At 67.4% G+C, this 21,454-nt stretch carries 23 protein-coding genes; 14 read left to right on the top strand and 9 right to left on the bottom strand.

Going from position 1 to position 21,454, the window contains the following annotated elements; genetic code table 11:
• The first annotated feature begins 407 nt into the window (after positions 1-407).
• Positions 408-2,930, top strand: coding sequence for a PepSY domain-containing protein (locus AC5P65_RS01825; protein WP_180832205.1), 2,523 nt, complete (start codon positions 408-410; stop codon positions 2,928-2,930).
• Positions 2,931-3,051: 121 nt separating this feature from the next.
• On the opposite strand, the gene AC5P65_RS01820 is transcribed toward AC5P65_RS01825, so the two are convergent.
• Positions 3,052-5,592 carry a methyl-accepting chemotaxis protein gene (locus AC5P65_RS01820; RefSeq protein ID WP_111097638.1) on the bottom strand — a complete coding sequence of 847 codons (2,541 nt, stop codon included), beginning with the start codon at positions 5,590-5,592 and terminating at the stop codon, positions 3,052-3,054.
• Between the two features lie 207 nt (positions 5,593-5,799).
• Here AC5P65_RS01820 and AC5P65_RS01815 point away from each other — a divergent pair, with 207 nt between their 5' ends.
• Together AC5P65_RS01815 and AC5P65_RS01810 are read left to right on the top strand one after the other, a co-directional pair.
• Positions 5,800-6,525, top strand: a complete 726-nt coding sequence (locus AC5P65_RS01815; RefSeq protein ID WP_111097637.1) for a hypothetical protein — start codon at positions 5,800-5,802, stop codon at positions 6,523-6,525.
• A 55-nt stretch (positions 6,526-6,580) separates the two neighbouring features.
• On the top strand, positions 6,581-7,420 hold the full coding sequence (locus AC5P65_RS01810; RefSeq protein WP_111097636.1) for an arylamine N-acetyltransferase family protein: 840 nt from the start codon (positions 6,581-6,583) through the stop codon (positions 7,418-7,420).
• A 65-nt stretch (positions 7,421-7,485) separates the two neighbouring features.
• Here the strand turns inward: AC5P65_RS01810 and AC5P65_RS01805 are convergent, their stop codons facing one another.
• Positions 7,486-7,857, bottom strand: coding sequence for a VOC family protein (locus tag AC5P65_RS01805; RefSeq protein ID WP_031270116.1), 372 nt, complete (start codon positions 7,855-7,857; stop codon positions 7,486-7,488).
• A gap of 81 nt (positions 7,858-7,938) precedes the next feature.
• Between AC5P65_RS01805 and AC5P65_RS01800 the strand changes: the two genes are divergently transcribed.
• A complete protein-coding gene (locus tag AC5P65_RS01800; protein ID WP_111097635.1) occupies positions 7,939-8,655 on the top strand; it encodes a transporter substrate-binding domain-containing protein in 717 nt (238 codons plus the stop codon).
• 34 nt (positions 8,656-8,689) lie between these two features.
• On the opposite strand, the gene AC5P65_RS01795 is transcribed toward AC5P65_RS01800, so the two are convergent.
• On the bottom strand, positions 8,690-9,583 hold the full coding sequence (locus tag AC5P65_RS01795; RefSeq protein ID WP_111097634.1) for a LysR substrate-binding domain-containing protein: 894 nt from the start codon (positions 9,581-9,583) through the stop codon (positions 8,690-8,692).
• A 98-nt stretch (positions 9,584-9,681) separates the two neighbouring features.
• Between AC5P65_RS01795 and AC5P65_RS01790 the strand changes: the two genes are divergently transcribed.
• Positions 9,682-9,825, top strand: a complete 144-nt coding sequence (locus AC5P65_RS01790) for a hypothetical protein (protein WP_019660816.1) — start codon at positions 9,682-9,684, stop codon at positions 9,823-9,825.
• Between the two features lie 7 nt (positions 9,826-9,832).
• On the opposite strand, the gene AC5P65_RS01785 is transcribed toward AC5P65_RS01790, so the two are convergent.
• Positions 9,833-10,399, bottom strand: coding sequence for a GIY-YIG nuclease family protein (locus AC5P65_RS01785; protein WP_111097633.1), 567 nt, complete (start codon positions 10,397-10,399; stop codon positions 9,833-9,835).
• Positions 10,400-10,598: 199 nt separating this feature from the next.
• On the opposite strand from AC5P65_RS01785, the gene AC5P65_RS01780 reads away from it, so the two are divergent.
• A complete protein-coding gene (locus AC5P65_RS01780) occupies positions 10,599-11,315 on the top strand; it encodes a D-alanyl-D-alanine carboxypeptidase family protein (RefSeq protein WP_258391425.1) in 717 nt (238 codons plus the stop codon).
• Between the two features lie 13 nt (positions 11,316-11,328).
• Here AC5P65_RS01780 and AC5P65_RS01775 read toward each other — a convergent pair whose 3' ends face one another.
• Both AC5P65_RS01775 and AC5P65_RS01770 read right to left on the bottom strand, forming a co-directional pair.
• On the bottom strand, positions 11,329-11,922 hold the full coding sequence (locus tag AC5P65_RS01775; protein WP_021203264.1) for a TetR/AcrR family transcriptional regulator: 594 nt from the start codon (positions 11,920-11,922) through the stop codon (positions 11,329-11,331).
• A gap of 16 nt (positions 11,923-11,938) precedes the next feature.
• Positions 11,939-12,535, bottom strand: coding sequence for an NAD(P)H-dependent oxidoreductase (locus AC5P65_RS01770; protein WP_019660820.1), 597 nt, complete (start codon positions 12,533-12,535; stop codon positions 11,939-11,941).
• Between the two features lie 125 nt (positions 12,536-12,660).
• Between AC5P65_RS01770 and AC5P65_RS01765 the strand changes: the two genes are divergently transcribed.
• A complete protein-coding gene (locus AC5P65_RS01765) occupies positions 12,661-13,194 on the top strand; it encodes a hypothetical protein (RefSeq protein ID WP_111097632.1) in 534 nt (177 codons plus the stop codon).
• 57 nt (positions 13,195-13,251) lie between these two features.
• Here AC5P65_RS01765 and AC5P65_RS01760 read toward each other — a convergent pair whose 3' ends face one another.
• Positions 13,252-14,079 (bottom strand): isocitrate lyase/PEP mutase family protein, encoded by an 828-nt coding sequence (locus AC5P65_RS01760; RefSeq protein ID WP_111097631.1) that lies wholly within the window; start codon positions 14,077-14,079, stop codon positions 13,252-13,254.
• 166 nt (positions 14,080-14,245) lie between these two features.
• Between AC5P65_RS01760 and AC5P65_RS01755 the strand changes: the two genes are divergently transcribed.
• The 4 genes from AC5P65_RS01755 to accC all read left to right on the top strand — a co-directional run bounded on the left by AC5P65_RS01755 (position 14,246) and on the right by accC (position 17,641).
• Positions 14,246-14,962, top strand: coding sequence for a DOPA 4,5-dioxygenase family protein (locus tag AC5P65_RS01755; RefSeq protein ID WP_111097630.1), 717 nt, complete (start codon positions 14,246-14,248; stop codon positions 14,960-14,962).
• A gap of 319 nt (positions 14,963-15,281) precedes the next feature.
• Complete coding sequence (gene aroQ, locus AC5P65_RS01750) at positions 15,282-15,725, top strand: type II 3-dehydroquinate dehydratase (protein WP_111097629.1); 444 nt, start codon at positions 15,282-15,284, stop codon at positions 15,723-15,725.
• A 58-nt stretch (positions 15,726-15,783) separates the two neighbouring features.
• Positions 15,784-16,263, top strand: coding sequence for an acetyl-CoA carboxylase biotin carboxyl carrier protein (gene accB, locus AC5P65_RS01745; RefSeq protein ID WP_019660824.1), 480 nt, complete (start codon positions 15,784-15,786; stop codon positions 16,261-16,263).
• 10 nt (positions 16,264-16,273) lie between these two features.
• Positions 16,274-17,641: an acetyl-CoA carboxylase biotin carboxylase subunit gene (accC, locus tag AC5P65_RS01740; protein ID WP_019660825.1), complete on the top strand. Its 1,368-nt coding sequence runs from the start codon at positions 16,274-16,276 to the stop codon at positions 17,639-17,641.
• A 96-nt stretch (positions 17,642-17,737) separates the two neighbouring features.
• On the opposite strand, the gene AC5P65_RS01735 is transcribed toward accC, so the two are convergent.
• Positions 17,738-18,112 carry a hypothetical protein gene (locus AC5P65_RS01735; protein ID WP_010481078.1) on the bottom strand — a complete coding sequence of 125 codons (375 nt, stop codon included), beginning with the start codon at positions 18,110-18,112 and terminating at the stop codon, positions 17,738-17,740.
• Positions 18,109-19,074: a hypothetical protein gene (locus AC5P65_RS01730; protein WP_111097628.1), complete on the bottom strand. Its 966-nt coding sequence runs from the start codon at positions 19,072-19,074 to the stop codon at positions 18,109-18,111. Before AC5P65_RS01730 ends, AC5P65_RS01735 begins: the two co-directional genes overlap by 4 nt.
• Before the next feature lie 163 nt (positions 19,075-19,237).
• Between AC5P65_RS01730 and prmA the strand changes: the two genes are divergently transcribed.
• The 3 genes from prmA (at position 19,238) to fis (ending at position 21,361) form a co-directional block, all read left to right on the top strand.
• Positions 19,238-20,158 carry a 50S ribosomal protein L11 methyltransferase gene (gene prmA, locus AC5P65_RS01725; RefSeq protein WP_026347109.1) on the top strand — a complete coding sequence of 307 codons (921 nt, stop codon included), beginning with the start codon at positions 19,238-19,240 and terminating at the stop codon, positions 20,156-20,158.
• A 42-nt stretch (positions 20,159-20,200) separates the two neighbouring features.
• Positions 20,201-20,971, top strand: a complete 771-nt coding sequence (locus AC5P65_RS01720) for a DUF3426 domain-containing protein (protein WP_495215392.1) — start codon at positions 20,201-20,203, stop codon at positions 20,969-20,971.
• A 114-nt stretch (positions 20,972-21,085) separates the two neighbouring features.
• A complete protein-coding gene (gene fis / locus AC5P65_RS01715) occupies positions 21,086-21,361 on the top strand; it encodes a DNA-binding transcriptional regulator Fis (protein WP_005419706.1) in 276 nt (91 codons plus the stop codon).
• Positions 21,362-21,454: the final 93 nt, after the last annotated feature.

Below are 21,454 nucleotides of genomic sequence, written 5' to 3'. Positions count from 1 at the left end.
CTGACCCCAAGAGTATTTCCGACAGATCGCGGAAATCTGTCGAAGGCGGGGTGGGTCCGGTTGAGGGGGCGTGAGCCGCATGGGCCCGAGGCATGCCTCGGGCGGGTTGGGCAGGACGCCCAACCCTGGTCTTGCCGTGTGCGCAGGACAGCGCACACGAGCAAGCGGCGACCGAGCTTACATGGACGTACTTGCAGCGTCCCCCTCAACCGGACCCACCCCGCCAACCCACGGAAAGCCGGCTTTTGACGTTGACGTTGCTCCGGCTTGTAGCGGGTGCAGGGCTGCAAAGCCCTGCAACAAGACCCTCCTTGACCGTAGCCCGTCCGCCACGGAGAATTCCGCGATTAATTCTCATTTGCTGTTGCGCAGGATGCGGGCGGCAGCCTTCGGGGCCCCCTCCTTCGATGTTCAAGAACGTCCTGTTCCAACTGCACTGGCTGCTGGGCATCACCGCCGGCGCCGTACTGGCCGTGATGGGCCTCAGCGGCGCCGTGCTGTCCTTCGAGGATGAGCTGCTGCGAGCGGCCAACCCCGGCTTCGCCGAGATCGCTGAACACCATGCTGATGGCCAGCTTCCGCTCGAACTCAGCGAACTGGCAACGCTGCTGCAGGCCGGCGGTGATCGCCCCCTACAGCGCCTGCGCGTGGATGCCACCGGCCAGCGACCGTCGGTGGCGCGCTTTGCTGGCGGCAAGGAACACTGGGTGTACTTCGACCCCTACAGCGGTGAGCGCTTCAGCGCCCTGCGCGGGCAGGCGCTCTTTGACTTCGTCGAGGACCTGCATCGGCATCTTGCCGCCGGTGAGCGCGGCAAATGGATCACCGGCAGCTGCGCCATCGCCCTGGTGTTCTTCACCTTGTCCGGGCTCTACCTGCGCTGGCCACGACGCTGGTGGCACTGGCGCAGCTGGCTGGCAGTGGAGTGGAAGCGCAGTGGACGCGGCTTCCTGTGGAGCCTGCACTCCGTGGCCGGCACCTGGGTGCTGTTGATCTACCTGATGAGTGCGCTGACCGGCCTGTGGTGGTCCTTCGACTGGTACCGCAGCGCCGCCAACACCCTGCTGGGCGTCGCACCGGCCGCCAAACACAAGGTCGCCGCCGACGCCGCCCTGGACCTGGAGCGCATCGAAGCCACGCTGTATGCGCTGCCCGGCGTGCGCACCGGCTACATCGACCTGCGTCTGCCGGAGAAACCGGGGCAGGTACTGAATGTGCGCGTGATGGCCGGTGACCCGTCGCAGCGCGGTGGGCGGCATGACCGCGCGCACGATCTGCTGCAGCTGGATCCGGCCAGCGGGGCCATCCTCGATTCACGCCCCTACGCGCGCCAGGGCACCGGAGGACAGCTGGCCACCAGCGTGTTCGCATTGCACTCGGGCAGTTACTTCGGCATGCCCGGGCGGGTGGTGGTGATGCTCAGCAGCCTGGGCATGAGCCTGTTCTTCATCACTGGCTGGCTGCTGTACCTGGACCGGCGCCGCAGCCAGTGCGCTGCGCGCGGGCTGCGCAAGTCGCTGCCAGCAACACCTGCAGATGGCAATGGCACGCCGTGGCTGGTGGTGCATGCCAGCCAGAGCGGACTGGGCGAACAACTCGCATGGCGCGCTGCCGCGCAGCTGCAAGCATCCGGCCATGCAGTGCAGGTTCTGCCGCTGGCCCGCGTCGATGCCGCGCGGCTGGCACGCACCGCACAGGCATTGTTCGTGCTGAGCACCTTTGGTGATGGCGAACCTCCGGATGCGGCGCGGGGCGCTGCGCGACGGCTGCTGGCACAAGCGCCGGATCTGTCGGGCCTGCAGTTCGGCCTGCTCGCCCTGGGTGACCGCCAGTACCCGCATTACTGCGGCTTTGGCCGCCAATTCGATGGCTGGCTGCTGGGCAACGGGGCACGTGCGCTGTTCGAGCGCATCGATGTCGATGCCGCTGCGATACCGGCGCTGCGCCAGTGGCAGCAACATCTCGGCGCGCTGACCGGCATCGCCACCGATGACAGCGTGTTGCCGACCGCGACGCAGATGCACGAGTGGCGCCTGCTCGGCCGTGACCGCCTCAATCCAGGCAGCGTGGGCGGCGCCATCTGGCACATCCGTCTTGTGCCACCGGCCGATGTGCAGTGGCAGGCGGGCGACATCCTGCACATCGCGCCCCGCCACAACGCGCGGCACGCCGTTGCGGTGCTGAAGGCACATGGGCTGGATCCCCAGCAGCCGCTGCTGATTGACGGCCAGCCGCGCACGCTGTTGGCGCTGGCCAGCGAGCGCGAGCTGCCCGATGCCGATGCTGCGCTGGCGGTGCAGGATGCCTGCCTCTGGCTGGCAGGGCTGCCACTGCTGCCGGGGCGCGAGTACTCCATCGCATCCTGTACGGATGACGGTGCGGTCGAACTGGTGGTACGGCTGGTCCATGACGAAACCGGACGCACCGGCCTGGGTTCGGGCTGGCTGTCGCTGCATGCGCCTGTCGGTGCCAGCATCGTGGCCCGTGTGCACCGCAACCCCGGTTTCCATCGCGTTGGAGGTGCGCCAATGGTGCTGATCGGCAATGGCACCGGCATCGCGGGCCTGCGCAGCCTGCTGCGCGAAGCCGCGCATGCAGGTGAGCACGGGCACTGGCTGCTGTTCGGCGAACGCCAGCGCGCGCACGACTTCCTGTTCGCCGATGAGATCGAAGCGTGGCAGGGCGATGGCCATCTCGCGCGGGTGGACCTGGCGTTCTCGCGCGATGGTAAGGGCGGCTATGTGCAGGATCGCCTGCGTGCAGCAGCCGATGCCCTGCGCGACTGGATGCAGCGCGGTGCGGTCATCCACGTCTGCGGTTCGCTGCTGGGCATGGCCGAAGGTGTGGACCAGGTGCTGCGCGAAGCACTGGGTGATGAAGCAGTGGAAACGCTGCTGGAGACCGGGCGCTACCGCCGCGACGTGTATTGATTCCTGCCAGCGCGCATTGGCCCGAGCCGAGCATGGGCTCGGCTCTACAGTGTGCCTGCAGCCGATGTAGAGCCGAGCCGACGCTCGGCTGATTCCCGGCCAGCCGACAAGGAACCGCAGGCTAGGCCGCCGCAGCGCGCGCCTGTGGCATCGACTGCAGACGGAACGCGCCCACCGCTTCGGCCAGCGCGTGTACCTGCGCCTGCATCTGCGCGGTGGAGGCACCAGCCTCTTCCACCAGGCTGGCGTTGCGCTGGGTGCTGGCTTCCATCTGCACGATGGTCTGCTTCACCTGCGCGATGCCGGAATGCTGGTCCTGCGATGCACTGCGGATACCGGCCAGCAGCTCGGCCAGCTGCTGCACGCTGCCAACGATCTCGCCCATCGTGATGCCCGCCTGCTCGGCCTGCTGGTTGCCCTGGCCAACACGCGCCACCGAATCCTCGATCAGTCCTTTGATCTGCTTGGCCGCTTCGGCACTGCGCTGGGCCAGCAGGCGCACTTCCGCAGCCACCACGGCGAAGCTGCGGCCCTGCTCACCTGCGCGCGCGGCTTCCACCGCGGCATTCAGCGCGAGGATGTTGGTCTGGAAAGCGATGCCATCGATCAGCTGGGTGATGTCGCCGATCCGCCGCGAGGCCTCGCTGATGCCATGCATGGTTGCGACCACCTGGCCGACGGCCTCGCCACCACGCTGGGCCACCGCGGCCGCCCCCTGCACCAAGGCATCGGCGCGGCCCGCGGCATCGGCATTGCGGCCAACGGTGTCGGTCAACTCGTGCATCGACGCTGCCGTCTCTTCCAGGTTGGCCGCCTGCTGTTCGGTACGCTGCGACAGATCATGGTGACCGGCAACGATCTCACCCACACCGGTGTCGAGGCTGGACGTCGCCTGCTGGATGCGGGTGACGATGCGGCCCAGTTGCGCGACCGTGGCGTTGGCATCGTCGCGCATGCGTGCGAACACGCCCTGCAGCTCACCTTCCATGCGCACGCTGAGGTCACCACGGGCCAGCGCCGCCAGAAGCGCCTGCAGATCGCCGAGGTTGGTCTCGAAGGTCGCCAGCAGGCGGTTGATGCTGGTCGACAACGTGCGCACGAAGCCCTGTTTTCCCTCCAGCGCGATGCGGCCGTGCAGGTCGCCATGTGCGGCGGCGTCGACCAGTGCTGCCACTTCGGTTTCCAGCAGCGTTTCCAGCGCGCGGCTGCGCCACTCCACTGCCACGCCGAGGAAATGCCCTTCGTCGGTGATGGCATTGGCGATCAGCTGGTAGCGCACGCCGGCATGGCCGATCTCGCGCTCCTCGCGCTGGCGTACGCCGGCCAGGCTGGCCAACGCCGGATGCAGGCGTACCGCGTCGCTGCCCACCAGCGCTTCGTTCGGCAGTTCAAGCAGCTGCAGCAATGCCGGGTTGGCGTAGGCGACCTGCCCTTCCGCATCGATCACCATCAGGCCGGTCTGCGCGCTGTCCAATGCCTGGCGCACGCGGGTGTTGCCGCGTGCCACCGCGCGCTCGGTCTCGATGCGTGCGCGCAGGCGCTGCTGCATGTCGACCAGGCGCTGGGCCAGTTGGCCGATCTCGTCGTTGGCGTTGTAGACGCGCAGGGTGGTGTCGAGGCGGTCGTCGGCGATGTCGCTGGCGAAGCGCAGGGTGTCCTGGATCGGCCGGCGCACCGCACGCAGCACCAGCACCAGGCTGGTGATCAGCACGCCGGCCACCAGCAGCAGGGTCAGTGCGAACAGCACGCTCATGGTGCGCGCGCCGGCCTGCTGGCGTGCCTGCGCCCTGGCCAGCGCCGCCACCTGCGCCCGCTGGAATGCGGCCAGTGCAGGCGCTACGTCCGCAGCGGCACCCAGCAGCGACTGCGCTTCCACATCCAGGCCGACACGGGCAGCGGCATACCCCAGCAATGCGGCCTGATACGCCTCCATCCCGGTGCGCAGGGTGTCCTGCACATCCGCAGGCAGGCCCGCCAGCGCGAGGTCGAACGGCAGCTTCTCCTCGCTGGCGCGGTCGGCGTGGGTGGAATCACCGTCGAGCAGCAGCAGTGCCTCCTGCCTTCGCATCTTCTGCAGGGACAGCGCCAGCGCGGGCCGTTGCTGCACATCCACCTGCGCCTGCAGAGTGTCGGCGGCCTGCTGCAGCTGCGCAGCGAGGCCGGCATCACCACGGCCCATCTCGTCGCCCCGTTCGAACAGGGCGGCCACACCCTGCGAGAACGCGTCGGCGGCTTCGGTCAGCGCCTGCAGAGCCTTGCGCCGGCCAGCATCCATCGGCATCGCGCGCAGCGCCTGCAGATCGGTCTGCAACGCCTTCTGCGTGGCCAACAGCTGCGCGCGGTCGGCATCATCGAAACTGCGTGCGTACTGGGCCTGCAGGCGACGCGCTTCGGCCACCCGCGTGGACAGACTGGCAGCCAGATCGCTGCCGCGCTGGTAGCTGGCCTGGCTGCGCGCAGCCAGTGCGTTGGCATGGCCAGTCCAGGCGTAGACAGCAGCGATCGCCACCAGGCCCAGGCCGCAGATCCACAGTGTGGCCTTGAGCTTGTTGGCCACGCTGAGCCGATGTGGCTGCAGCCAGCGCAGCAGCCCAGGGGACGCCGAGTGCAACGCAGCAAGGCGCGTGCGCAGGGACCGGAGGTGGGGGACAACGGCCGACATGACAGACTCCAGGTGGAAAGACGCACCTGTATCGGCCGTATGCGAAGAAACTTTAGGTCTAATTTTCTTCTTCGCGGATCCGATCTCGCTTCTTGTACCGGCAACAAGCGACGATGCGATGACAGAGATCACCTCCATTTCTCATCTCCTGAGAATCCCGACTGATAGAACTACGTTTCACACAACTACCTTGGAGCAACTGCAGCCATGCTTAGCAGCACGGTACTGAATCAGATTCAGACGCTTGGCATCCCTGTCGGGATCGGTACTGTCATAGTTGTCCTCGCAACTATCGTGCGCTGGTTCTTCGGACCTCCTATGGACAGTTTCCACCGCTGGAGAGAGTCAAAGCATCGGGATCGCGAGTACTTGCTGAAGATCGCGGATCATTCAGAGGATGATCTGGAAGCAAGCTGGGTAAAGGAGTCCACGTTGCAGGAGGCATTTCGAGGGCGCTATGGCCTCCTGGTCGGGCGCGAGGAGCGCCGGGCCTACTTCAACCTCATGCGCTGCTACTCGCCAAGCGTAAAATGGCGCCATATCAGGGGCATAAGCACACTGGCACGGCGCAGCATGGATGGCGCCGGCATTGAATTTCACATGCCCAAGCGAGAGCGCCGCTGGCGATACGCTGCCGCTGCTACTGGCATGATCTTCTATCTGTTCGGCAGCGTGCTTTGGGTTGAAGGCCTGCTTTCCGCCATGCATGGCTCTTGGGCGGGAATTGTTCTGGGGGTTCCGGTCGCAGTAATGGGCGCTTTCACAACGCGCGTATCCCTGTTCCCTCTGCAGAGCTACGACGCAGTTGGAAAAGTTATCCAGCCTAATGAGCGTAATGAGTTTCTTTTGATTCCGATCCCCGAGGCAAAGAAGCCAGAGCCCTCCTCTCTCAAGCCGGCGCCAATTGACGCTATTCCGCGCCACCGCGCTTGACCTCAACCCCGGTTGGGGGAGCACAGTGGACATCCCTTCCCCGCCCGGTGTCTCCATGACGACGCTCGATGTCCCCCGCTACCTGCAACGCCTGCAGCTGGATGCACCGCCACCGCTGACGCTGGCGGGCCTGACCCTGCTGCAGCAGCGCCACAACGCACTGCTGCCGTTCGAAACCCTCAGCTGCCTGCTGCGCGATGCAGTACCGATCGACCTGGACAGCGTGCAGCGCAAGCTGCTCGACGACCGTCGTGGCGGCTACTGCTTCGAACTCAATGGCGGCCTGCTGGCACTGCTGCAGGCGCTGGGCTTCGATGCACAGCCGTTGAGCGCGCGCGTGCTGCTGGCCGCCCAGGACGGCGAACTGACCGCACGCACCCACCTGCTGCTGCGCGTGCAGGTGGACGGCGATGACTGGCTGGTGGATGCCGGTTTCGGCAGCCTGACCCCGACCGTGCCGCTGCGCCTGCATGATCCGCAGCCACAGGCCACGCCGCACGAGCGCTACCTGCTGCGCCGACTGCCTGGCAACGGTGATTTCGTGCTGTCGGCCGAGTCCCACGATGGCTGGCGGGCGATGTATCGGTTCGACCTGCAGGCGCCGGCACCAATCGACAACGTGGTGGGCAACTGGTACGTATGCACCCATCCCGATTCCAGCTTCCCCGGCCAGCTGCGCGCATCGCTGACCGGGCCGGACTGGCGCCGCACGATCGGCAGCGGCAACTACACCGAGTACTGCCCCGGGCAGGCACCGGACAAGCGTCCGCTGCACGATGTGGGCGACGTGCGCGAGGTACTGCAGCAACGCTTCGGCATGCAGTTGCCCGAAGACCCGCGGCTTGACCCGGCGATCAATGACTGGCTGGAGCGCTCGCGCGCCGCAACCTTGTAGCGCCGAGCCCATGCTCGGCTGAGCTTGGGCTGCTGGGTCAACAGCAGCCGAGCATGGGCTCGGCTCTACGCAACCGCGCGCGCCTGCAGCGCAATACGGTTGCCTTCACTGTCGAAGATCTCGGCCACGCGCCAGTCGCCCGCGTCGGCCGGTCCGAAGCGCAGCGCAGCGCCCGCTTGCAGTGCACGCTCCAGGCTCACCTCCAGGTCATCGACGCCGATGTAGATGCGCGCACCGTGGACGGAGGGCAGATAGTCGGCCCCCCGCACCAGCGCCATGCTGGCACCGGCGGCCTCATCGGAAAACGGCAGGTAGGCCATCCGGCAGTCGTGCTGCAGGATCGGTTCGTCCACCGCCACCTGCAGCCAGTGCTGGTAGAACGTGATGGCCCGGGCCAGGTCAGTGACCGGTATCTCGACGTGCAGGATGGGGTTCATGTCCGCAGCATAACCGGACACTGGTAGCCCCTTGCAGGGCAGCAATGGCATGCTGGGAGCGCCCTCAGCGCGGAGTCCTGCATGTCCCTGTCCGACCATCGACGTACGCTGGCACCGCACGGCTTCCTGCGCGTGGCGATCAACCTGGGCAACCCTGTGCTGGCACAGGGCGATGCGCGCTCACCGCGCGGTCCATCACTGGAACTGGCGACCGCGTTGGCGCAACGGATGGGCGTGCAGGCCCGCTTCACCTGCCACGACGCCGCAGCCTCGGTGGTTGCCGCGGCCGCCGAAGATGCCTGGGATCTGGCCTTCCTGGCGATCGATCCGGCGCGTGCCGACCGCATCGCCTTCAGCGCCCCCTATGTGGAGATCGAAGGCACCTACCTGGTGCGCGAGGACAGCCCTGCGCAGCAGGTGGCCGACCTCGACCGCGAGGGGCTGCGCATCGCGGTGGGCCGCGGTGCAGCCTACGACCTGTTTCTCAGCCGTGAACTGCGCCAGGCGATGATCGAGCGAGCTGAGACGTCGGCGGCGGCCATCACCCTGTTCGATCAGCAGCGCCTGGATGCCGCGGCCGGTGTGCGTCAGCCGCTGGCGGCCTGGGCGAAGGCACATCCCGGCCATCGGGTGCTGGCCGACCGTTTCACCGTGATCCAGCAGGCGGTCGCGGCGCCGGCCTCGCGCCCCGCCGATGCACTGCGGGCGCTGTTCGAGGAAGTGGAAGCGATCAAGGCGGGCCCGTTGCTGGAGGAAGCGTTCGCGCGTGGCGGGCAGGCGGTCACGCTGGTACGGTGACTGCGGGACACATGCAGTCGAGCATGGCTCGACTCTACAAATGCGCGTCTGCCATGTGTCGCACATGCTCAGCAGCCTGCGCGTGCAACCAGTCGCGGAAGGCGAGGAAGCCGCGATGGCTGGCCGAGCGCTGCGGGTACACCAACCAATGCGGCCACGCCGTCTTCAGGCGCTGGCTGGACAGTGCGACCAGCTGGCCGGAGTCGAGCAGCAGCCTCGCCCGCGTCACTCGGCCGAGGGCCACGCCGTCCAGAGCGGCGCGATGGTGCGCCTCCGAATCATCCAGCACCGCCACGAACCGCGCCGGCGCACTCTGCCCACTCAATGCAAACCACGCGCCCCAGGCGCCGTCCGGATCACCCAGCAGCGGCCACTGGTTCAGCGGCACGCGCTCGATCCCTCCCATGCGTTCGATCAGCGCCGGGCTGGCCATCGGCAGCAGCCATTCATCGAACAACGGTTCCACCACCAGGCCCGGCCATTGCCCGCTGCCCAGACGCAGCGCGGCGTCGAACTGGCGCTGCCGCTCGAAATCGACCAGTCGCTCGCTCGACTGCAGGTTGATCTCGATCTGTGGGTGCTCAGCCACGAAATGACCCAGGCGCGGTACCAGCCACGCCGACGCCATCGACGGCACCGCGCTGATCGTCAGCACGTGCTCGGCACGCGCCGCATAGGGCTGGAAGGCTTCGTTGATCGCATCCAGGTGCGGCCCCACCTGGTCGAGCAGGCGCTGTCCCTCCAGGGTGAGCGAGACACCCCGCGGCCGGCGGATCAGCAGCGGCTGCCCGAGCCGCTCTTCCAGTTGCCGCATCTGATGGCTGAGCGCGCTGACGGTCAGGTTCATCGACGCTGCCGCACGCGACAGGTTGCCCAGCCGGGCGGCAGCCACGAAGCCCTGCAGGGCATGGAGCGGAGCACGGGACATCAGGCTTGAAATCCTCTCACGTCACGCTTGCGGAAATGTCGCTTCTTGCCGCTTCATGCTGCCCGTATCGTGCAATCCACTCAAGTGGAGGCGCGCTCATGAACATCTTCGGCGGTTTGTTGTTCCTGCACGGCCACGTGGCCAGCGCCGAGCTGGCACGCCAGCTGGCCGGCCCGTCCACACCGGCTCCGCCGCGCGCGCCGCAACCGGCCACGCCGGTTCAGCGGCCGCGAACCCGTTGAACGCTCTTCAACCTGCATACCAGCGTTGGACGTGTTCAGGCAGCCACGGCATTGGATCGATATCCAATGCCCGACAACCGTCGAGGGTGTCCCGCAGCACACCCTCGCCGGGGCCGCCCGGCATCCGCAGGCCTTCCTCTTCCGGAAGCTGCACCGCCGCCCAGTCGTGCAGCCGGTCCATGCGCAAGCGCAGCGCAGCCCGCAGCCATGCCTTCAGCGGGAAACAGCGATAGCCCTGTTCGCCCAACGCATCAACCGCGAGCAACAACGCCTGGTTGGCACCACGTACCCACTCGGTGTGGCCTCCGGCCTTGTCCTGGACCGTCATCGGCGCCGGTGCGCGGTGCGCCTTGAACGGCGAACGCAGCTGCAGCTCCAGATCCCGCGCATCGCGCTCGCTTTCCGCTTCCACCAGTGCACCGGCGTCGAGGTCGAAGAACTCGAACCAGCGCCGGTGCAATGCGCTGATGCGTCCGAGCGGATCACGTGAAAAGCCGATCTTCGCGTAGTCTTCCCACGCACAGGGGAAGACATAGGCAAAGACACGACCGTCGATGCGGATATCCGATTGCATGTGCGCAGGCTGCCTCGTCAACAGCCCGGGCGCAACCGGGCGGTACCGTGTGCACTGCGGCGCTTGGGCAGTGCGGCTTCATGCAGCCGCTGCGGACTATCCTTGCTGGCTGTCGCTGTCACCACCGCCGCCATGCCCTCTGCTGCACCTGCCCCCCCTACCGGCCTCGTCCATCACTCTGGAAGCTGCCACCTTTGCGGTGATTCACCGGTACAACGCGGACATCGCCAGGCAACCGGCTTCGCTGACCAAGCTGATGACCGCCTATGCGGCTTACGAATGTGTGGAAGAGCGCGGGCGTTCGTGGGACGACGAAGTCCCCATCGCCGCCGACGACGTGCATGCGGTCGCCGACGATGAAACGCGCATGGGCCTGGTGCCCGGCGAGACAATCTCCCTGGCGCGCCTGCTGGAAGGGTTGATGGTGGTTTCCGGCAATGACGCTGCATTGGCGATCGCGCGCCACCTGGACGGATCGCAGGCGGCATTCCTGGAACGCATGAACCGGCACGCACGCCAGCTCGGGCTGGGCAGCACCTGTTTTGCCAGCGTGTCGGGCATCACCACACCGCACCATGCCTCCAGCGCGCGCGACATGGCGGTGCTGGCCGCCCGCCTGTTGAACGATCATCCGCAGATCCTGGCGATCACCGCGCAGCGCGCGTTCGCCCATGGCAGCTTCAACCGCAGCAACCAGAACGCCCTGCTCGGCGAAGACGGCGTGGACGGCTTGAAGACCGGCTACACCCAGGCCGCAGGCTTCTGCCTGGCCGCCACCGCGTGCCGGCCAGTACCCGGGCGGGACCAGCCGGTACGGCTGATCACCGTGGTGCTGGGCTCTGCAAGCCGCGACGCGCGCGACGCACTGGTGCGCGACCGGCTGGCCGCGGGATTCGCCGCTCTGGCCGGCGGCTGACCGCTCGTGCGGCTCAGCGCCGCTTGACCGTCGCCACGATCAGCCGCTGCAGCTCGGCCACGGCACCGGCCTTGTCCAACGCGCCGGCAACAACACCCTCTGAAAGGGCTTCAGCCGCACCGAGGATGGCCCAGCGCCCCGCCAGCGACACCGTGCCGCCGGTTGCGAACGGGCCCAGCCAGACCTGGCAGTTGTCGATGAAATCCTGCTGGTAGCGCCGTCGCACCTCATACAGTTCCGGCGCCCCCACCAGCGCGGCGAGGATGCCTTGCACTTCGCTGCCCTGGCTGAGGACGCAGTCGATGTAGCCGGAGGCGATGGCCGCCGCCCGATCGACCAGTTGCGCCCGGGCGCGGCCGATGCGCTCGTGGAAGACCACGGTCTGGCGTCCGTCATAGTCATCGTAGAGCGCCGCCAGCAAGCCATTGCGGGTCACGAAGTGATCGTAGGCCACAGGCTTGGTCACGCCCGCCGCCTCGGCCAGCCGCCCCAGCGTCAACGCTCCGGTACCTTCTCCGCGAACCAGTGCCCAGGCCACATCCAGCAACTGGCGGGTGCGTTGCTCCCGGGTCATTCGGCGGCGCGTGGGGGTGGCGTTGGCGGGCATCGGCGGAGCACGGCGATCAGCGCATCGGAACACCGATTTTACGGCCGATCGCCAGCGCGGTCTGCAGATGCGCTTCAGCGGCACCGGTATCGGCGTCCAACAGCAGGTCGGACGACAGCACGCGTGCGCCGCAATAGTCGAAGATGCCCATGTCGATCTGCGTCCTCATTGCCGCGTCGTAGCCACGACGTTCGACCATGGCTGCGTCGGCGCCGCCCAGCGCCACCAGATGCACATTCAGGCGCTGCAGCTTCTTCACCAGCCTGCCCTGCGCGTCCTGCGCGTAGGCCCAGTCGTTGGTGAACACACGGTCGATCCAGCCTTTCAGCAGCGCCGGGAACGACCACCAGTACAACGGGAACACCAGCACCAGCGTATCGGTGGCATCCAGCCTCGCGTGCTCGGCAGCGACATCGGCGGGTACCGCGCCTGTGCTGCGGAACAACGCCTGGTCCTGCGGGTTGAAGCGCGGATCGAAGCCTTCGGCCATCAGGTCGGCATAGGCCACGGTGTTGCCGGTGTCGGCCGCGGCAATGGCATCACCGATGCGACGCGCCATCGCGTGGGTCAGTGAACCGGGCTCAGGGTGGGCGATGACAATGAGGCTGTGCATGGGGATCTCCAGACATCAATACCTACCAATGGTAAGTATCGATTCCGGGGAAACCAGCGCCACCGATGGGACGCTGTTTTCGCGTCCAACGTATAGTGCGGCGGTTCCCGCTGAGCTGCCCGACGATGCACCGGTATCTGCTTGCCCTTCTGCTGGCCCTGCCGATGGCAATGGACGTTACGCCCGCGCTGGCCGGTGAACTCAGTCCGGAAGACTCGGCCGCATTGCGCAAGGAGGTGCAGGCGATGATGGGCGCCTTCGCCCGTGGCGATACCGAGCTGATCATCGCGCGTACCCATCCCAGCCTGAAGCAGCTGGCCGGTGGCGACGAGGCCTATGCGCGGGCGACCCGCGACACGGTGAAGGCGCTGCGCAAGGCCGGCGTCACCATCATCAGCGACGAGGCAGGCGTGCCGGGCCGCACCTATGCGGCCGGTGACGAGGAAGTCTGCTTCGTACCGCGCCAGTCACTGCTGCGCGTGCGCGAAGCGCCGATGCGCAGCACGTCATTCATGGTTGCTGTGCGACGCGTCGGTACAACGCAATGGCGCTCTCTGGACGGCGCGGCGATGCTGGACAACCCGGCACTGCTGCGGCAACTGCTGCCGGCACTGGAGCCGGGCGTGACGCTGCCCAGGGGTGGGATGGAAGCGCTGTAGTCGCAGGCGCGCGTCCATCCACGCCCGGGCTGGATCCATTGCAGGCCTGGGTGTGTGTCAGCGGAACAGCGCGTTCAACGCCGCGCCCGAAGCCGCCTGCTGCAGGCCATCGAAGCGTCCGTCCTGCACGATCGGCTGGGTCGCCTGCATCAACCCACCCCACGCAGCTCGCGCCAGCGCACCGCCCAGGCTGACCCGTCGCACGCCGAGTGCGGCGATGTCCTGCAGGCTCAGCGGTGTCGGTCCACCCACCAGCAGGTTCACCGGCTTCGCCCCCGCAGCGGCAACCACCGCGCTGATCTGTGCGCGCGTGCTGATGCCCGGTGCATACAGCACATCGGCGCCGGCCTCGGCATAGGCGCGCAGGCGCTGCAGGGTGTCCTCCAGATCCGGCACGCCGACGAAGAAATTCTCGGCCCGCGCGACCAGCAGCACATCGCCCCCCGCGCGGTCGATGGCCGCACGTGCTGCACACAGTCGCTCGACCGCCTGCCCGATCGGCCGCAGCGGCGCATCGGCCACGCCGCTGGCGTCCTCGATCGACAGCGCCGCGATACCGGTGTCGATGGCCGCCGCCACCGCCTCGCCCACTGCCTGTGGCGTGGCGCCGAAGCCATCACCGAAATCGGCGTTCAACGGCAGCGGTGTCGCGGCCGCCATCAGCCGCAGATGTTCCAGTGTGGCCTGCAGCGAAACCGCCCCATCCGGCCGCCCTTCACTCCAGGCGCAGCCGGCACTGGTCGTGGCCAGTGCCTGGAAGCCCTGCCGCTGCAGGTAGCGGGCGCTGCCCACGTCCCACGGATTGGGCAGCACGAAGCAACCCTGCGCGTGCAGCTTGCGGAAAAACGCGCGCTTTTGCTGTGTGTCGGCATCGGGCGAGATCATGGAAGGTCTCCGGGGCGGCAGACCTGCACCCTAGCCCGCCCAGCGGCCACGCTCAACGACAACGGGGCGCACCTGCATGAGGTGATGCCCCCTGCTTATTGGACGCTGTGGATGCGGGTGCCCGAGCGTGCTTGCCTGCCCACACGATGCCGCCACGGAGCCCTTCATGCACCCGGACCCGCAGACCCTCACCGATGACACCCACTGGGCCGACCTGCTCTCGCCCGCACGCCGACGCCTGATCGCTTCGGCGGGTCTGGCCGCTGGCGGCCTGGCCAGTGCCTCGACCGCCGCCGCAGCACCGCGCGGCAACGACGCGGTGAACACCACCGAGCCTGGCCGCCCCGGCTTCCGCGCCATCGTGCCGCCAGCACCGGAAGGGCGCAGCCTCTGGGGCCAGGCCACGGCCAGCGAGCCTACCCCGCGCCCGGCCAGCGTGCGTCCCGGCGAGGCCACGCTTCCCACGCGCCCGCGCGCCTACACCGACATCAAGAGCTACCACGCTCACATCTACTTCGATGAGGACAGCTTCGAAAAGGCCGCGCTGCTACGGCGCTGGGCCGCCGAGCGATTCCCGGTGGAGCTGGGCAACTGGAACCTTGAGCCGCGTGGGCCGCATGTCACGCCCTCGTTCTATTTCGGCTTTACCAACGACCTGCTCCCCGTGCTGGTGCCCTGGCTGCAGCTCAACAGCCTGGGCCTGACCATCCTGATCCATCCCAACACCGGCGACGGTCGCGCCGATCATCTGCATTACGCGTTGTGGGTGAACCGCGCGCAGCCGGTGAACGCGTACAACTGGCCGGCACCGAAGCCTGGGGAACGGGAGCCGCTGGAAGAGGTGTTCCCGAACGTGGTGCCGACGGTGCCGCTGGAGACCTGACCCGCCCTTCCGGTGGGTGCGTGGCTTGCTGCATATGGAACTTCCTTCATCCACGCATGGCGTGGATCTACTGACCGCCGGCCCCGTCGCCCGCGCTTGGCGCGGATCCCCCGGCGTGGCCCTTGCCGCCATCGTCGGCCTACGTGCATCCATCCACCGCCCGCACGGCATTCAGCGCGCCTTGATCCGCCGCCCCGCATAGGGCCGCAAGCGCTTCCGCAGATTTCAAACGGTCGATTGAAACGCTGCAAACTTCGCCGAACTGGACAGCATCCGCCGGTTCCGCCAGACTGCCGCCCTTTCCCGTCTTCCGGATCCCATGGCGAAGCTGCTGGTCCTGCACGGCCCCAACCTCAACCTGCTCGGCACCCGCGAGCCGGAGGTCTACGGCCACACCACGCTGGCCGACATCGACCAGGCCCTGGTTGCCCAGGCCTCGGCCGCCGGGCACGCCGTAGAGAGCCTGCAGTCCAACGCCGAGCATGTACTGGTGGACCGCGTGCAGGCCGCACGCAACGACGGCACTGCCTTCATCCTGATCAACCCCGCCGCGTTCACCCACACCTCAGTGGCCTTGCGCGATGCGCTGGCGGCGGTGGCGGTGCCGTTCATCGAAATCCACCTGTCCAACCCGCATACCCGCGAACCGTTCCGCCAGCACAGCTACTTCAGCGACAAGGCGGTGGGCGTGGTGTGCGGCTTCGGTGCCGACAGCTACCGCTACGCGATGGACGCGGCGCTGCTGCGGGTATCCGCCACCTGATTGTCGACCCGGGCGCCCACGGCGCTCTCCTCACCTAGAAGAAACCAAAGAGGCCCTCATGGATCTGCGCAAAATCAAGAAGCTGATCGACCTGCTGGAAGAGTCGAACCTGGCTGAGATCGAAATCAAGGAAGGCGAAGAGTCGGTGCGCCTGTCGCGCGCGCCGGTGGCCGGCTACGCCGCCCCGGTCGCCGCCCCGGTGTATGCCGCTCCGGCCGCTCCGGCGGCGCAGGCGATGCCGATGCAGTCGCCGACCGAAGCCTCCACCGGCGGCACCGCCAAGCCGGGCCCGGCACTGCCGGAAGGCCACGTGCTGCGCTCGCCGATGGTCGGCACCTTCTACGCCTCGTCCGCCCCGGACAAGCCGGCCTTCGTTACCGTTGGCCAGCAGGTCAAGGAAGGCGAGACCCTGGCCATCATCGAAGCGATGAAGATGTTCAACCCGATCGAAGCCGACACGTCCGGCACCATCGTCGCCATCCTCGGCGAGAACGGCCAGCCGGTCGAATTCGACCAGCCGCTGTTCGTGATCGGCTGAGGGGCACGCCATGCTCGACAAAGTCGTCATCGCCAACCGAGGGGAGATCGCGCTGCGCATCCTGCGCGCGTGCCACACCCTCGGCATTCGCACGGTGGCCGTGCACTCCACGGTCGACCGCAACCTCAAGCACGTGGCCATGGCCGACGAGTCGGTCTGCATCGGTCCGGCGCCGTCGCCGCAGAGCTACCTCAACATCCCGGCCCTGATCGCCGCCGCTGAAGTCACCGACGCCCAGGCCATTCACCCGGGCTACGGCTTCCTTTCGGAGAACGCCGACTTCGCCGAACGCGTGGAGGAGTCCGGCTTCATCTTCATCGGCCCCAAGGCCGACACCATCCGCATGATGGGTGACAAGGTCGAGGCCATCCGCGCGATGAAGGCCGCCGGCGTGCCGTGCGTTCCCGGCTCGGGCGGCCCGCTGGGTGAGGACATCGTCGCCAACACCAAGATCGCCCGCGAGATCGGTTACCCGGTCATCATCAAGGCGGCCGGCGGTGGCGGTGGTCGCGGCATGCGCGTGGTGCACGCCGAAGCCTCGCTGAAGACCTCGATCGAAACCACCAAGAGCGAGGCCAAGGCCGCGTTCGGCAATGGCGAGGTCTACATGGAGAAGTTCCTGGAGAATCCGCGCCACGTGGAAATCCAGGTGCTGGCCGACGGCCAGGGAAACGCCATCCACCTGGGCGAGCGTGACTGCTCGATGCAGCGCCGTCACCAGAAGGTGGTGGAAGAAGCGCCGGCACCGGGCATCACCGCCGAGCAGCGCGAGCAGATCGGCAAGGTGTGCGTGGAAGCCTGCATCCGCATTGGTTATCGCGGCGCCGGCACCTTCGAGTTCCTGTACGAGGACGGCCGCTTCTACTTCATCGAAATGAACACCCGCATCCAGGTGGAGCATCCGGTCACCGAAATGGTCACCGGCATCGACCTGGTGGCCGAGCAGCTGAAGATCGCCGCCGGCCAGAAGCTGTCGATCAAGCAGAGTGACGTGGTGCTGACCGGCCATGCCATCGAATGCCGTATCAACGCCGAGGATGCAGAAACCTTCGTGCCGAGCCCGGGCACCATCACCGGCTTCCATCCGCCGGGCGGTCCCGGCGTGCGCGTGGACACCCACATCTACAGTGGCTACCGCGTGCCGTCGAACTACGACTCGATGATCGGCAAGCTGATCGTGCACGGCCCGGACCGCGAAACCGCCATTGCCCGCATGCGCGTGGCACTGAGCGAAATGGTGGTCGATGGCATCAAGACCAACGTCGCCCTGCAGCAGCGGATCATGCGCGACAAGGGCTTCCAGGCCGGTGGCCAGAACATCCACTACCTGGAAAAGCGTTTGGCCGAACGCAAGAACAAGCCGATCGCGCTGACCTGATCGGCGCCGCGTGCTGGACATGAAAAGGGCGGGGATATCCCCGCCCTTTTCCATTGCTGCAGCGCCGAGCCCATGCCCGGTGCTACAGCAGGCGCATCAGCGCTTGTCGGCAGCTTCGGCCGGGATCTGCGAGTTCGCCAGCGGACGCACGCCGTTGGGCGAGGTCGGGTCGACGATCACCATGGTCTCGGTCGAACCATCCGGCCACACCACCTGGAAGGTGCTGCCCGCCGGCAGCGACGCAAACGGCATGCCGCTCTGCGCCCGATAGACCGCAGCCACCTGGCTGGCACCGGCACGGCGCACGTCTTCCTGCGCCTTCACAGTAGTCAGTTCCACCTTCGACAGATGCCGGTAGCGATCTTCATAGGTATCGATCATCAACAGGCCAACGGCGCCGGCCGAGTAGGCCACGAACAGGGCCACCCAGAACCAGAACTTGGCCCCGTGCAGGAATCGGCGGTAGTTCATTGCTCGTTCCTCTTTCCAACCAATCGCTTGATCCATTCCTTCATCTTCCCAGCGCCCTGCCGCGATACCGCAGCGTCATACACGAAATCCCGGAAATCCTGCGTACCATCCTGCGAACAGATCCCTCCGTTCGCACAAAAACTGTTGACCAGCACACTGTCTGCCCCACACGGTAGACCGAGTTCGCAGGCCGCGAGCCGCCATGCGAGTTCACTCAGCTGCTCGCCCGCCACCAGCCCGCTGAGCGCGCGGTCACCCGAGGCACGCACGCCCATCCCCGGTGCGATGGCCATGAAGGCCTCCGGGTCACGCGAGGTGCGCACCCGTTCAACCAGGTCACGGCGGTACTCGGGGCTGTCCTGCAGCGGTTCGCCCTCGGCGAACAGCGCAGCCTCGGCAGCCAGGTTGCCCTGTGCAGCCGCCTTGCGCCGTTCGGACAGCACCAGGGCCGTGCCCAGCTTGTCGCCCGGCACGAACCCGCCGCAACGCTGCGCGACGCGTTCGCGCGCCTGCACCATCGCCGGTGCGGCAGTCAGGCCCAATCCGGCCAGCACGTTGTTGTCCAGGCGGTAGCCACCCGGATCGACCGCATACTGCGCGCAATAGTCGTAGACACGGCTGAGCATCCAGCGCGCCTCGTGATTGCCTTCGTCCGCCTGCGCACGCAACCGCTGTGCATAGGCGTAGAGGTCGGTGGCCTCTTCGAGATCAGCGCGGATATCCAGGGGCAGCCCGGACGGCAATGCACCGCCACGCTCGAAGGGTGCCAGCCGGCGCGCGAGCGCCTCCGGCATCACCGGCAGCGGTGCCGCACTGTCAGTGGCCGCCCCTCCAGCCGCCACATCCGCCGAGGCTACCGAAGAAGCCGGAGCATGGCCGCTGGCCCGATAACCGGCCACGCCCAGCACGGCCACGGCCGGCAGCACGAGCAACCAGGTTTTCAGGGTAGGAGCGAAGGCCATCGGCGGCGGCGGGCGATACGGCACACAGGAAAGCACGAAGTTTAGCAAGGCCCGACGGGCCTGTCTGAACGGGCTTCGTTCATCCAGGCACAGCATCTCAGGCAATACGGAGACGCTCCGATGGTCTAGCATGGCCCCCTTTCCCGCGATTGCCCCCACCACCATGCCGTTCCTGGAACTGACCCTGCGCTGCACCGAAGCCACCCAGCCCCGCTATGAAAATGCGCTGGAGGACGTGGGTGCACTGGCCGTGACCCTGCTCGATGCCGAGGCCGATACCAGCAACGAACAGGCCATTCTCGAACCAGGCGTGGGCGAGACCCCGCTGTGGGACACCCTGGTGCTGAGCGCGCTGTTCCCCGCCGACAGCAACGCGCTGTTGCTGCTGGCCGCACTGGAATCCTTCGATCCAGAACTGGACTGGAGCAGCGGCAGCTTCCGCGCGGTCGAGGATGAAGACTGGGAACGCGCCTGGCTGGACCAGTTCCAGCCGATGGATTTCGGCAGCCGTACCTGGATCGTGCCGTGGAATCACGAACTGCCCGACGCCGCACAGGCCGCCGACGCCGCCGTGGTACGGCTGGACCCGGGCCTGGCGTTCGGTTCGGGTACCCACCCGACCACCGCACTGTGCCTGCGCTGGCTGGACCAGTTGGCCGTGGATGGCCTGCTGCAGGGCCAGCGCGTGCTCGACTTCGGTTGCGGCTCGGGCATCCTTGCACTGGCCGCGCTGAAGCTGGGCGCCGCTGAAGCCATCGGCGTGGACAACGATCCGCAGGCGCTGGTCGCCACCGCCGACAATGCCGAGCGCAACGGCGAACAGGCCCGCATGCACGTGTACCTGCCGCAGGACGAACCGGCCGCGACCTATCCGATCGTGGTCGCCAACATCCTCGCCTCGGCGCTGGATGCGCTGGCCGAACTGCTGGCCGCACGCGTCGCCGCCGGCGGCCGCATCGCCCTGTCCGGCATCCTGCATGGCCAGGAAGGCGAACTGCTGCAGCGCTACGCGGCCTGGTTCGATGATCTGCAGGCCACCCAGGACGGCGACTGGATGCGCATCACTGGCGTGCGCCGCGCCTGATCGTGGTTGAATGACCGCTGGATCCGAGCCCGCGCCCTGAGCATGTCCGAGCCGAACCCACCCCGCCGCCCCCTGGCCACCTTCCTGCGCAAGACCCCGGAAGGTGAGGTTGCGCCTGCGTCCGATCCGCGCATGCAGGATCAAACCGGGCAGACAACGCCTGTGGAGCAGGTGCAGGCCGAGCCCAGCAATCTGGCGCAACCACCGGCCACACAAATGCGACACGACGATGACGCTGTCATCGTTGCTGAAGCTGCAGCCATCGAACCGGCGCTGGCCGCGGTGCAGGCAACAGCGGTCGCCAGCGATGCCCCCAGCTTCCTCGGCAGCGCACGCCAGCGCACGCAGCCAGCCCCCCGCTGGCACTGGCTGCTGGTCGCCGGGCTGGCGTTGTTGCTGGTCCTGCAGAGTGTGCTGGCCGACCGTGCGCGGCTGGCTGCCGACGCCGGCAACCGCGCATGGCTGGGTGCACTGTGTGGCGTGCTGCGCTGCATCCTGCCCGCCTGGCACGAGCCCGCTGCGTTCACCATGACCAGCCGCGAGATCCGCCCCTTGCCAGGCCAGGCCGGCGTGCTGCAAGTGCAGGCCAGCATCCGCAATGATGCGCGCTGGGCACAGGCGTGGCCGGACCTGCGGCTGTCATTGTCCGATGCCGATGGCCGGGTGATCGGCAGCGGCGTGTTCACGCCCGCGCAATACCTGGGTGAGAACCCCGGCGCAGCCCTGCTGGAACCGGGCCAGAGCGCGCGCGTCGCGTTCCGGGTACAGGAGCCCGCTGCGTCCACCGTCGCATTCACCTTCGACTTTCTCTGACCGGGGGCAGGCGACCAGCCGTGGCAGGCTGGGCACGCTCGCGCTAGACTGGCCGCCACCACCTCGTCCGGCCGCGCGCTCCGCGCGCACGGGCCAACCGAATCGGGAACCCCCTTGAACGCTGTCCTTTCTCGTCCTGACAACAGTCGTGGCGCTCCCCGGCCACCGCTGCGTGAACACGTCGCCCAGTCCGTGCGCCGCTACCTGCGTGACCTTGATGGCTGCGATGCGGACGATGTCTACGAGATCGTGCTGCGCGAGATGGAGATCCCGCTGTTCGTGGAAGTGCTCAACCACTGCGAAGGCAACCAGAGCCGCGCCGCGGCGATGCTGGGCATCCACCGTGCCACCCTGCGCAAGAAGCTGAAGGAATACGGCATCAGCGCGTAAGCGCGCGCCTGGGTGGCGCCAGCCGCTGGCGGGCAATCCAATGATGCACGATGGCACGATGTTGCAGTTGCCGGCCAGCGGCCGGCACTACCG

Source organism: Stenotrophomonas sp. YJH_SMC_48-3 (assembly GCF_059369375.1).
Note: the sequence above shows the minus strand (reverse complement) of the source record. Positions and strands in the feature narration are given on the sequence as shown.

Bases quoted from the DNA above. Each gene is read 5' to 3' on its own strand.
- AC5P65_RS01755 (WP_111097630.1), top strand. From the start codon at position 14,246: ATGCACCCGGACCCGCAGACCCTCACCGATGACACCCACTGGGCCGAC.
- AC5P65_RS01810 (WP_111097636.1), top strand. From the start codon at position 6,581: ATGACGACGCTCGATGTCCCCCGCTACCTGCAACGCCTGCAGCTGGAT.
- aroQ (WP_111097629.1), top strand. From the start codon at position 15,282: ATGGCGAAGCTGCTGGTCCTGCACGGCCCCAACCTCAACCTGCTCGGC.
- AC5P65_RS01735 (WP_010481078.1), bottom strand. From the start codon at position 18,112: ATGAACTACCGCCGATTCCTGCACGGGGCCAAGTTCTGGTTCTGGGTG.
- accB (WP_019660824.1), top strand. From the start codon at position 15,784: ATGGATCTGCGCAAAATCAAGAAGCTGATCGACCTGCTGGAAGAGTCG.
- accC (WP_019660825.1), top strand. From the start codon at position 16,274: ATGCTCGACAAAGTCGTCATCGCCAACCGAGGGGAGATCGCGCTGCGC.
- AC5P65_RS01730 (WP_111097628.1), bottom strand. From the start codon at position 19,074: ATGGCCTTCGCTCCTACCCTGAAAACCTGGTTGCTCGTGCTGCCGGCC.
- AC5P65_RS01790 (WP_019660816.1), top strand. From the start codon at position 9,682: ATGAACATCTTCGGCGGTTTGTTGTTCCTGCACGGCCACGTGGCCAGC.
- AC5P65_RS01760 (WP_111097631.1), bottom strand. From the start codon at position 14,079: ATGATCTCGCCCGATGCCGACACACAGCAAAAGCGCGCGTTTTTCCGC.
- prmA (WP_026347109.1), top strand. From the start codon at position 19,238: ATGCCGTTCCTGGAACTGACCCTGCGCTGCACCGAAGCCACCCAGCCC.
- AC5P65_RS01720 (WP_495215392.1), top strand. From the start codon at position 20,201: ATGTCCGAGCCGAACCCACCCCGCCGCCCCCTGGCCACCTTCCTGCGC.
- AC5P65_RS01800 (WP_111097635.1), top strand. From the start codon at position 7,939: ATGTCCCTGTCCGACCATCGACGTACGCTGGCACCGCACGGCTTCCTG.
- AC5P65_RS01770 (WP_019660820.1), bottom strand. From the start codon at position 12,535: ATGCACAGCCTCATTGTCATCGCCCACCCTGAGCCCGGTTCACTGACC.
- AC5P65_RS01815 (WP_111097637.1), top strand. From the start codon at position 5,800: ATGCTTAGCAGCACGGTACTGAATCAGATTCAGACGCTTGGCATCCCT.
- AC5P65_RS01795 (WP_111097634.1), bottom strand. From the start codon at position 9,583: ATGTCCCGTGCTCCGCTCCATGCCCTGCAGGGCTTCGTGGCTGCCGCC.
- AC5P65_RS01825 (WP_180832205.1), top strand. From the start codon at position 408: ATGTTCAAGAACGTCCTGTTCCAACTGCACTGGCTGCTGGGCATCACC.
- AC5P65_RS01765 (WP_111097632.1), top strand. From the start codon at position 12,661: ATGCACCGGTATCTGCTTGCCCTTCTGCTGGCCCTGCCGATGGCAATG.
- AC5P65_RS01785 (WP_111097633.1), bottom strand. From the start codon at position 10,399: ATGCAATCGGATATCCGCATCGACGGTCGTGTCTTTGCCTATGTCTTC.
- AC5P65_RS01775 (WP_021203264.1), bottom strand. From the start codon at position 11,922: ATGCCCGCCAACGCCACCCCCACGCGCCGCCGAATGACCCGGGAGCAA.
- AC5P65_RS01820 (WP_111097638.1), bottom strand. From the start codon at position 5,592: ATGTCGGCCGTTGTCCCCCACCTCCGGTCCCTGCGCACGCGCCTTGCT.
- AC5P65_RS01805 (WP_031270116.1), bottom strand. From the start codon at position 7,857: ATGAACCCCATCCTGCACGTCGAGATACCGGTCACTGACCTGGCCCGG.